This window comes from Ferrimicrobium sp., from assembly GCA_022690815.1.
Taxonomy (GTDB): domain Bacteria; phylum Actinomycetota; class Acidimicrobiia; order Acidimicrobiales; family Acidimicrobiaceae; genus Ferrimicrobium.
Genome location: JALCZJ010000051.1, coordinates 1 through 11092 on the forward strand (window position 1 = coordinate 1; position 11092 = coordinate 11092).

Here is an 11092-nt window from a genome sequence, read left to right on the forward strand (position 1 = left end):
CTCGCCTCCACGATGACGTTGTCGGCATAGGAGCCACCCACACCAGGGATCTCGGTGAAGGGGCCACCGCAGGTGACAAGGGCCAGGGTTGGTGTGCCTTGGTTGGTAAAGAGCTCAGGGTGAGCAACGGTGTTGGGTGAGAGCGTTGGCTTGGTGGTGATTTGCCAGGTGCTCTGGTGTCCACCCCAGTTGAGGATCACTTGGTCACCGGGGACCAGTTGGCCGATCTCGCCAAGGGCTCCCTCTCCTTGGCCTACCCAGTTGACGTGTCCGGCCAAAAGGGTGACACCAGGGTTGCCTGGGGTTGGGGTTTGGGAATCCCAGCCGACGTTGTGGACATCTGGGGGGATGGTGAGGGCTCCGTTGACGGGGCTCTCTGAGAGGACGGGGGCCGAGATGTCAAGGGCTGGGATAGAGATGGTAGCGACCTGTCCTTGCACGGTTGGGGTGAAGGGGACAAGGGTTATGGGGTTGGTGGAGGGTTTAGGGGTGTTGGTTGTCTGGACTGCGAGGCGTCTTGCACGTTGGTGATCTTTGGTGGTGAGGCGGTTGATCTTGGCGGCCTCTGAGTTGTGGATACCCTCATAGGTGAGGATGCCTCCGGTGATGATGGCTAACGTTGCCCCAAGGGCGAGGAGCTTCATTCCTCGCCCTTTGGGGTTCCTTTGTCTTGAGTGCTTGGAGCGTGAGCTCTTATGCAGCCTCATTGTTGTGTCCGTTGTGTCGCTTGCGTTCGATGACCACATAGCCAAGGCCACCGAGTCCGATTCCTACGATGGCCAGACCAAGTGGGAGGTCACTCGTGGTGGTGGATGGGGGTGCTGGGGGGCCGGTGATGAGCTTGACCGGGGCCGGTGTTGACGTCGACTTGGTCGTTGGGGTGACGGTCTTGGTCGAGGGCGTCACGGTCTTAGTCGAGGGCGTCACGGTCGCGGTCTTGGTCGTTGGGGTGACACTCGATGGTGCGGTGGTAGGCGCGGAGACCAGGATCGTGAGGGTGGCGGTGTTGCTCTTGACACTGGCTCCCGTTGTTGTCGTCGCTGTCGCTGTTGCCGTATCGTTGACCTCACCGTTGGCGATATCAGCACTGGTGACCACGTAGGTTCCGGTACAGGTTACCGAGGCACCAGGGGCAAGGGATGTCACCGGGCACGAGATTGGACCTGAGAGTGCTTCACCTGGGACCGATTGGGTATCGGTGATGGCCAAGTTGTCTAGGGTCGTGTTACCGGTGTTAGTTGCATCAAAGTCATAGGTGATAATCTGGCCTGCCTTGGTGATTGGGTTGGGAGAGCCTGGGGCTTCGACCTTGGTGAGGGAGAGGCCGGGGGTGACGACCGTGGCGGGGGTGGTGATAGGAGTTGGAGTTGGAGTTGGAGTTGGAGTTGGAGTTGGAGTTGGAGTTGGAGTCGGCGTTGTCGTGGGCGACTCGATCCCAAACGCCATGCCTTGTTCATCGGGGTAAGCCTGCAGGGAATCAATGCCAGTAATCGTCGCATCCGAGGGCGACGTAACAGACGGAGTAACAGACGGAAAAGTCGACGAAACCACGAGGTCACCAACTTTTTTCGACGATTTGCCAAGGCAGCTCACAACTTGATCCCCGGAACTGAGAAGATTATTGAAAGAAGTTTGTGTGAAAGAATTTCCTGACACGTAGTCACTGTTGCCACTACAGGTGTGATCAAGTCTTAAAGTCGAGCGCCCCCTCGCCGGAACCATGTTGCCTACCGGGCTCCAGGATCCTCCATTAGTCGTAAACTCCACTGACTCTCCCGCATTCGTGCTCTCACCATCGGCAGCCACCATGGTGAAGTTGGTGATCGGGCGGTCGTCAGCACTGAATACTTGGATGTTGGACAACACGAACTTCCATCTTGCGGGTCCATAACTGGCGGAGGACGAGCATCCCGCAGAACTAGGGGACTCCGGTAAAAAAGTACATTGCTGGGAATAGAGGATCGGGTCACCTGGGATGCCCTCGTAAGCATAGCGCCCGAAGGCAGCCTTGGAGTAGGGCACAGGGGAGGCAACCGCCTTCACCTCCGGGTCAGTGTAAAAAGTCACATTATTAATGCCTTGCTTTGAAACAGTCGGAACGTATTGCAACGTAAACGTGACTATATCTCGATCGGGCAGGGTCTCGCGGTACGACGTAGTGCCGTCCGGTGTGGAGTCGAAATCCTGGGCTCTAGTATCCTGAGTACTGGAGAGAGACCCAAGCGAAGCCGCAAACTCGACTGGGGGAGGTACCGGCGGACTTATGTACGAGCCGAAGTTGAACCAGCATATCGATGGGTCGGTTGAGTTTGAGCTCGTTCCGTTAGCCGGTATGCAACTAACGATCTTCTCGCTAACGGACGTGGGAGTGCTGGTACTGCCTGCATTGGAGGTGGCACCCGTCGTTGAAGCTGCTAAAGCTACCTGGGTGGTCACAAGACCGTAACCCGCTATCATGCCACCAGTGGTGAGCGCCGCAATCGAAGAGGTCACAACAAGTGTGCGCCAAGTCGTCCGCTTGCGCCGATGCGATCCTGCCATCATCCAACCCTCCAGTGCCCACCCGGTCTGAACTCCTCTGTTCGATGGAACCCCAGGGTGATGCTGAACCCAGCATCGATCAACGACCACACGAGTTTCATCGATTTTTAAAGATTTTCCGCGAAATTTCTAAAGAATATCTGCTGAGCGGTCGTTAACACCACGCGTCGCTGGTTCCAGCAACCTAATTTTGGCCCACCGTTCAAGCATCCGAGTTGTAACATCAGACACTCCCCAATGTCACATCGCCGTAACCTTCAGAGCATGGATCCCAGTCTCACAAATCCGTCGCGACCACACGCGATCGATGCCCGGGCCGAGAGCCGAGCCGATCATTCGTTGCCGAACCAGATCGGGTGCCACCACCAAGTCCACCCTCCGGTCATTTCGCCCTCACCATGGCACGAGAAGTACACGGCACAAGTTGCCGACCGGAGCACCGATCAAGGTGATGTCTCCAACACGCTCCACTGTGGTGCCGCCGACGCAATGTCAGCGATCATGACCGAGGAACGACGTGTAGAGGACAGCCTTTGATCAGCATCTCGTTGACTCGCAACCGACCGACATGACCGTCTTGCGAGTCGAGCACATTTAATCTCCCCGCTCCTTGTACACCTTGCGGCAACTGCGTTCCCCTTTTCGACCGGTGCAGTGCGCGGTTTCGGATCAAAACCACACGACCTATGTATCTCTATCATCCAACCTGAACAGGTGTCACCTGACCAACATCATGCCAAGACACCCACAGAACTGCATGCAAAGCGACAATCACACGCCGCATTGCCGATCCTCTGGCTCTGCCGCTCTACTACCGTCACTACCTACCGCAACACACCGCAAGCGTGCAGATGACAAGATCCTCGTATGGTTTTCACCCAACATCCAAAGGGCCTGCACAGTGATTCACCCTGAGACGGCGCTCATTACCATCTGATGAGAACGTCGCTGGCGCCGGCACGCTTGGCACCAGACCCAAGACCTCGATAGGCTACTTAATAGGAGGAATAAGCCATGACCCAAGTCCCGTTTTGGTTCGACATCACCGAGCCAGCCACCGACCTCGATCCCGATATCGCTGAGCGCATCGACACTGTTCGTGAGAAATCTGGGTTCTTACCCAACGTTTTCGCTACGCTCTCGTACTTTCCGGATGAGTTTCGCGCCTTCTTTGCCTATCACGATGCCCTCATGGAGGGCGATAGCGGTCTCTCGAAGGCAGAGCGCGAGATGATCGTCGTTGCCACGTCGGCGGCCAATGGCTGCACATACTGCGTCATCGCCCACGGTGCAATCTATCGCATCCGGTCCAAGCACCCCTATCGCTCCGACCAGATCGCAATCGACTTCGAACGCGCAGAACTCTCAGATCGGGAGAAGGCGATCCTGCGGTTCGCCCATCAGGTATCACTCCACCCACAGACGGTGAAGCCGTCAGACTTCACGCCGCTTTATGCCCTTGATCTCACCGATGAGGATATCTGGCACATCGGGTCTATTGCATCGTTCTTCGCCCTCTCCAACCGGCTGGCTGGCTTTGCCAAGATCATGCCCAACCCCGAGTTCTACACGATGGGACGAGACCGCCCGTTACCGCAATAAACCGGGAAGCATTCAACGGCACCACCTCAGACGCAGAAGCCCTCGTCCAAATCACAGACTTCGATCAAAGAGAACCGACAGCTCTTGATCTCGCGACCGCCACCAGCTCACACCATGGAATTGCGCCAGCAACAGCGCCGATGCACCCAGGCAAAAGGTTGTGTGAAGACATACGCCACGAAGCCTCTACGGGAAGTGGCAGCCAAGGGTGTTTACCAACCGATGCGGTATCGCTCGCGGTCCTGATAGCGCGCCATCATCCGCCGACGACGCCGTGGCAGCGCTACCAGCAAGAAGATCAAGCCAGCAAAGATGAAGAACGGGCCAATGGCCGGCGCAGCGCTGGCCAAGATGAAGAAGGCAAAGAACGCGATCAGCACCGACCTCGAGTGAGGACGTCGGATCGGCTGATGCGCTTGTTCGGGCTCAGCCGTCTGATGAGGAAACGCATGCTGATAGAGAAAGGCATGCTCATACGGGAGGTCCTCGACAAGCGCTACCAAGTCCGCATAGTTAACGGTGGTGTGTACACGCTCCAGACGGTCTGAGAACTCAGTCTGGTCCAGCCTTCCGTCCTCGAACCCTCGTCGAAGAAGTGCCTCCACGCGCTCTCGATCACTCGCGGAGTTCCGAATGTGCATTGGATCGATTGCCATAGTCCAACTCTAGTACATCTCGTGCAAACAACGACGGAATCGAACAAAACCATCACCGCCATTGTCTTAGCTTTGTGCTCATGGTCGCTCTAGCGGGCCAGCCTCCCATATCTCTAGTCACGATCACCAAAGGCCATCTGCCGGTGAGCCAGGGCTCGATGACCACCTTGTCGACGAACGCAGTCTGTAGGTACGATCCGTATGAACACGCTCCGGCGTTGGCAACCTCAGGGATTCGACGACGCCAGGGAGATCTCGGACTGCACATGGCGCGACCACAGAGGGACGGCCCACTCCGACTTGTAAAAGGAGATGTCCCAATCACCCGAGTACACGATCGTGAGCTCAATCGTCTCCCGTGGCGATCAAAACGCACCTCTCATACAATCAGAGAACCCCACCTCGCGACCCACATGTTGCCCACATCGACCCCGGAACCCTCGGCACTCCCTTACCATCCAAGAGTTCTGCCTCGTGCGCTCTATCGAATTGAGATGTCCCTATCGGGACACCAGAACCGGTAGATACGATACCAGAACTGAAAGATGACAGGCGCGCGAGAACCGCTGCGTACCAATCAACCGCGGTTCATCGACGCCGACCCACGATTCACCTCGATGAGAACCCCCATCCCGGATCCAAAACGGGTGACCGGGCCGACAGAGCTAATGAGGTGTGGTCTCAGCCAACTCTGCTACCCCAGTGTCCGTGCCTATCAGGCGTCGTAGAGCACCATCCCGCGGATGTTGGCTCCATCACGCATGTCGGCGTACCCCTGGTTGATCTCCTCCAAGGAGTAGGTCTTGGTAACCAGCTCGTCGAGTTTGAGGTCACCCCGCTCGAACCAGGAGAGGAGGCGAGGAATATCAGCCCGTGGGTTCGCCGAACCGAAGAGTGATCCATACACGCTCTTTTGGTACAACGTCAGGTCGAGCAGTGACATGGCGACCTCGGTCTCGTACGCACTTGCCAACCCGGTGACGACAACCCGACCGTTCTTGCCCACCAGGGCCAGCGCATCGGCCATCATCGAACCTTCAACCACCCCGGGAGTCATGATCGCTGCATTCGCCATCGTCCCCCACGAGAGGTCGTTGATCATCTCCTTGGCTTCGGCCATCGAAGGTGCGTCATGGGTCGCGCCGAACTCATAGGCTCGGTTGCGCTTCCAGGCGTTGGGGTCGATCGCGATGATCATCCCAGCACCCGCAAGTCGTGCTCCTTGCACCGCGTTCATACCGATACCGCCAACCCCAACGACCGCGACGGTATCGCCTGGTTGGATCTTTGCCGTGTTGATGGCTGAGCCGACACCGGTGGTGACGCCACAACCAACGAGCGCCGCCGACTGCAACGGGATCGAGTCGTTGATCTTGACGACCGAGGACTCGTGGGCGACCACATAGGGTGCGAAGGTGCCCAACAAGCAAAAGGTCCCCACCCCTTGCCCTCGTGCCGTGATCCGCTGGCCACCGGCCAACTCAACTCCCGACACGAGGTGTGCACCCAGCACACACAGGTTCTGATGCCCGGTGGAGCACATATCACAGACACCACAGGCTGGAATGAAGGAGAGGACCACGTGATCGCCCTCTGTAACCGAGGTCACCCCGGGACCAACCGCCTCGACAATTCCGGAACCTTCGTGACCACCGACGATCGGCAGTGGCGCGGGGAGATCCCCTGTGATGAGGTGCTCATCGGAGTGGCAAAGGCCCGATGCCACCAACTTGACCCGAACCTCGTTGGCCAATGGATCCGCCAGCTCCACCTCCTCCACGCTCCACGGTGACTTTGGCTCCCACAACACTGCAGCCGGCATCTTCATTGACGATTCCCCCTTGTATGTAACCGTTTAGAACGGTGTAACCGTTTGGAACTGTTCCCAAGCGTCTCGTACCGACCCAAGCCTAGCAAAAATTCCATCACTTGTGTGGTCACCAAAAGATTCTCGCGCCTCGACGAATCGGTCGGACATCCCTCACTAATCTGGAGTGCACATGCAATCATTCGTCCACCTCCACACCCACACCGAGTACTCGATGCTCGATGGCGCCGCCAGAATCAACGACCTGCTCGATAAGGTCAGTCAAGATCAACAACCAGCGATCGCGATCACTGACCATGGCAACATGTACGGCGTGCTCGACTTCTATAAGGGAGCCCGAGCCCGTGGCATCAACCCGATCATCGGGATCGAGGCCTACATGGCCGCCCAATCCCGACGCGATCGACCCACACGTCGTGGCCGTATCGATGACACCGGTGGCGACGGTGACAGCGGAGAGAAGCTCTACTATCACCTCGTCCTGTTGGCCGAAAATAATGTCGGCTACAACAACCTGATCCAGCTCTCCTCGCGAGCCTTTCTTGAGGGCTACTACTACAAACCACGCATGGATTGGGAGTTGCTCCAAGAGCATCACGAGGGTCTGATCGCCACTACCGGGTGCCTGGGTGGGCTCGTGCTCCAGCAGCTCCTTAGGGGTGATACCGACGAGGCTACGGCCATCGCAGGCCGCCTGCAGGACATCTTCGGCAAGGACAGCCTCTTTGTCGAGCTCCAAGACCATGGGCTCGCCGAGCAGCGTCGTACCAATCCCTTGTTGATCGACCTCGCGCGTCGGATTGGGGCGCCACTGGTGGCCACCAACGACTCGCACTACGTGAACCGCGAAGACCACATGGCCCATGATGCACTCTTGTGCATCCAGACCGGGGCCACCTTAAACGACGAGAATCGCTTCAAGTTCGATGGCTCAGAGCACTACGTCAAGACCGCCGCCGAGATGCGAGAGCTCTTCCGTGACCTACCAGAGGCCTGTGACAACACGTTAGTCATCGGTGAGCGGTGCAACGTGACCATCGAGTTCGGCTCACCCCAGCTGCCCGAGATCCCGATTCCCGAGGAGTTCCAGGCCAGCGACTACAACCAGTCCGCCACCATCTACCTGCGGCACCTCACCGAAGCCGGCGCCAACGAGCGCTACGGGGCCGAGATCGACGAACGCACCCGTGCCCGAATCGACTACGAACTTGCCGTCATCGCCGAGATGGGGTTCTCGGGCTATTTTCTCGTCGTCTGGGACCTCATCCGTCATGCGGTTGAGGCCAAGATTCGGGTCGGTCCAGGGCGAGGGTCAGCAGCTGGGTCGGTCGTGGCTTACTGCCTGCGAATCGTCGACCTCGATCCGATCCGCTACGACCTGTTGTTCGAACGCTTCTTGAACCCCGGCCGCACCCAGATGCCCGACATCGACATGGACTTTGACGAGCGCTACCGGTCTGAGATGATCCGCTATGCCGGTCGTCGCTATGGAGCCGATCACGTCGCCCAGATCGTCACCTTCTCGACCATCAAAGCTCGTGCAGCCGTCCGAGATGCCGCCCGTGTACTGGGGCTCCCCTATGCCGTCGGTGATCGGATTGCCAAGGTCATGCCACCGCTGGTGATGGGTCGCGACACCCCGCTTGCCGCCTGTCTCGCGCTCAAACCCGGCTTCGAGGACGGCTATCAGGCCGCAGCCGAACTGCGTGAGATGGTCGAGACCGACCCGGAAGTACGGGCGGTGGTCGACGTCGCCAAGGGGCTTGAGGGTCTGCGACGACAAGACGGCATCCACGCCGCCGCCGTGGTCATTACCAACGAGCCACTCACCACCTACCTACCGATCCAACGCAAGCCTGACCCGGGACAGGATCCCACCCTCGCTCCGATGGTCACCCAATACGAGATGCACGGAGTCGAAGAGCTCGGCCTGTTGAAGATGGACTTCCTCGGGCTTCGCACCCTCTCGGTGCTGGACCGCGCCATTGAGCTGATACGAGAGTCGCGTGGCGTCGAGATCACCCTCGAGGGGATCCCGCTTGACGATGACGCGACCTATGCCATGCTGCGCGAGGCCGACACGATCGGCGTCTTCCAACTTGAAGGTACGCCGATGCGCGCCCTGGTTCGCTCGCTCGCACCGACCCGCTTCGACGACATCGCCGCCCTCACGGCCCTGTATCGACCGGGTCCGATGGCGGCGAACATGCACAACGACTATGCCGACCGCAAGAACGGGCGCAAGCAGATCACCTACCTGCACCCAGATCTTGAGGAGTTGCTCTCGGATACCTATGGGCTGATGATCTACCAAGAGTCGGTCATGCGTGTTGCCCAAAAGTTCGCCGGCTACAGCTTGGCCGAAGCCGACAACCTCCGCAAGGCCTGCGGTAAGAAGATCCGTGAGCTCATCGCCGCCGAGCGCGAGAAGTTTGTCAAGGGATGTATCGACACCGGCTATGGGGAGGAGATCGGCACCGAGCTGTTCAACATCATCGAGCCTTTCGCCGACTACGCCTTTAACAAATCACACTCCTATGGCTATGGCCTCATCGCCTATCAGACCGCGTACCTGAAGGCGAACTACCCAACCCAGTACCTCGCCGCCCTCTTGACCTCCGTCAAAGATGACAAGGACAAGACCGCCCTGTACCTCGCCGAGGCGAGTGCACACGCCATCTTGGTCCTCGTGCCTGACATCAACCACTCCATGGCAGACTTCGTCGTCGTCAAGGAGGGCGATCGCGAGAAGATCCTCTTCGGGTTGGCGGCCATCAGGAACGTCGGCGAAGGGCTGGTGTCGATGATCGTCTCAGAGCGCGAGGCCAACGGTCCTTTCGCGGACTTTGGCGACTTCTGCCTCCGCGTTGACCCGGTCGTGTTGAACAAGCGTACCATCGAATCCCTCATCAAGGGTGGTGCCTTCGATAGCCTCGGCTATACACGCAAAGGGCTCGCCCAGATCCATGAGAGCGTCATCGACCAGGCACTCGACAAGCGTCGCGAGCGCGACCGTGGCGTCTTTTCACTCTTTGAGGATCCCGTCGACGTCGCCGCCGGCGTCGTGACCCTCGACATCAACGCCAGCACCGACGAGTGGCCCAAGGATGTCCTCTTGAAGGCCGAACGCGAGATGCTCGGCCTCTACGTAAGCTCGCACCCCCTCGCCGGGCTCGATGAGCAGCTCGCCAAGATCGCAGCCCTCAAGGTTTGGGAGGTCCTCGAGCTTGCCGAGACCGGTACCAACCAATCGGTAACAGTCGTCGGCGTCGCCACCACCCTTACCAAGCGTCACACCAAGAAGGGTGAGCTCATGGGGACGATCACCCTCGAGGATCTTCGCGGTGCGATCGAGGTGATGGTCTTTCCAAAGACCATGGCCGAATACGGGCAGCTCCTCGTCCAAGACACCATCTTAAAGATCCAAGGACGTCTCGACACCAAGGAAGAGCGCCCCAAGATCGCCGCGATGTCCATCGAGGTCGTTGAGTTGGCCCAGCCCCAATACGTCAACGGGGCCGAGATCGCCACGCTCGTCATGCCCGCTGAGCTTGCGAGTCGCAGCGAACTCGAACGGCTCCGCCAGGTCCTCGAGGCCCATGAGGGCTCGCATCCCGTCATGCTCCAGATCGGGTCGATGCGCTTCTTGGTCGAAGACATCTCAATCCCGATCGACAACAACCTGATCGGGCATCTACGGAGCAGCTTCGGAGATCGTGTGGCATTTGTGTGACCTTGCCGAACTCCGGCACCGCGCGCCAGTAACCAGTAACACACGATCGAGCAGCACCATCACATTCAAAATCACGGCGACAGAACCATTTCGGTCACAAGTTGCTTCGATGCTGACACGCCCCAGCAACGACGCCCCCAGCCCCGACACGCATTCTGACTCCACAGTACTTCATTTGAGCCACGGGCTGCGTGACTACAAGACGGATCGAGACGGATCGATGCTTGTTACTTGGTGAAGTACCAGTTCTCAGGTGTGAGATTGAGATACGGATTCTGGGTAACGCCATGGAGCTTGCTCGAGATCAACGAGATCGCATAGTCACCCGATGGCTGATAGACCACCGGCAGGTTCTTGACCATGTAGTTCTGGTAGGCATCGAGAGCCGCCTGTGGGTTAGACGACGTATGGGTCGCCGCGATCAGGGTGTTGGCTTCGGAGCTGTAGTAACTACCGTAATTAGATCCAGCACCCGCACCGAAGATCTCACCTCCGGTTGGATAGTTGTCCGGGCTGTACTCCCAGCCACCAGCCCAGTTCTCCATCTCCCACTTACAGGCAGCCTGACTGGGGGTGCACTGTGTGGCGTTGCCGATCACCGTATCAAAGGTCGCCGAACTCAGGTTGATGGTGATACCCGCCTGCTTGGCCGCTGACTGATAGGCGTCCATCTCCTGGGTCACCGAGGTGTTCCCCGAGGCGTACTGGAGGTTCAAATTCAGCGCCAAGCCC

At 58.5% G+C, this 11092-nt stretch carries 7 protein-coding genes; 2 read left to right on the plus strand and 5 right to left on the minus strand.

Annotated elements, in window-relative coordinates; all coding sequences use genetic code 11:
* Positions 1 to 644 (minus strand): class F sortase (locus tag MP439_10825; protein ID MCI2976546.1); only part of this gene is annotated, 644 nt, incomplete at its 3' end.
* 49 nt (positions 645 to 693) lie between these two features.
* Positions 694 to 1551 (minus strand): hypothetical protein, encoded by an 858-nt coding sequence (locus MP439_10830; protein ID MCI2976547.1) that lies wholly within the window; start codon positions 1549 to 1551, stop codon positions 694 to 696.
* 2004 nt (positions 1552 to 3555) lie between these two features.
* On the opposite strand from MP439_10830, the gene MP439_10835 reads away from it, so the two are divergent.
* Positions 3556 to 4143, plus strand: coding sequence for a peroxidase-related enzyme (locus MP439_10835; GenBank protein MCI2976548.1), 588 nt, complete (start codon positions 3556 to 3558; stop codon positions 4141 to 4143).
* 212 nt (positions 4144 to 4355) lie between these two features.
* On the opposite strand, the gene MP439_10840 is transcribed toward MP439_10835, so the two are convergent.
* Both MP439_10840 and MP439_10845 read right to left on the minus strand, forming a co-directional pair.
* On the minus strand, positions 4356 to 4799 hold the full coding sequence (locus tag MP439_10840; protein MCI2976549.1) for a DUF1707 domain-containing protein: 444 nt from the start codon (positions 4797 to 4799) through the stop codon (positions 4356 to 4358).
* A gap of 715 nt (positions 4800 to 5514) precedes the next feature.
* Positions 5515 to 6627, minus strand: coding sequence for an NDMA-dependent alcohol dehydrogenase (locus MP439_10845; protein MCI2976550.1), 1113 nt, complete (start codon positions 6625 to 6627; stop codon positions 5515 to 5517).
* Between the two features lie 172 nt (positions 6628 to 6799).
* Between MP439_10845 and dnaE the strand changes: the two genes are divergently transcribed.
* Positions 6800 to 10360: a DNA polymerase III subunit alpha gene (gene dnaE, locus MP439_10850; GenBank protein ID MCI2976551.1), complete on the plus strand. Its 3561-nt coding sequence runs from the start codon at positions 6800 to 6802 to the stop codon at positions 10358 to 10360.
* A 227-nt stretch (positions 10361 to 10587) separates the two neighbouring features.
* Here dnaE and MP439_10855 read toward each other — a convergent pair.
* A partial coding sequence (locus MP439_10855) for an ABC transporter substrate-binding protein (protein ID MCI2976552.1) occupies positions 10588 to 11092 on the minus strand: 505 nt, incomplete at its 5' end.

Excerpts from the sequence above, each read along its gene's own strand:
- MP439_10835 (MCI2976548.1), top strand. The coding sequence starts at position 3,556 with ATGACCCAAGTCCCGTTTTGGTTCGACATCACCGAGCCAGCCACCGAC.
- MP439_10840 (MCI2976549.1), bottom strand. The coding sequence starts at position 4,799 with ATGGCAATCGATCCAATGCACATTCGGAACTCCGCGAGTGATCGAGAG.
- MP439_10845 (MCI2976550.1), bottom strand. The coding sequence starts at position 6,627 with ATGAAGATGCCGGCTGCAGTGTTGTGGGAGCCAAAGTCACCGTGGAGC.
- dnaE (MCI2976551.1), top strand. The coding sequence starts at position 6,800 with ATGCAATCATTCGTCCACCTCCACACCCACACCGAGTACTCGATGCTC.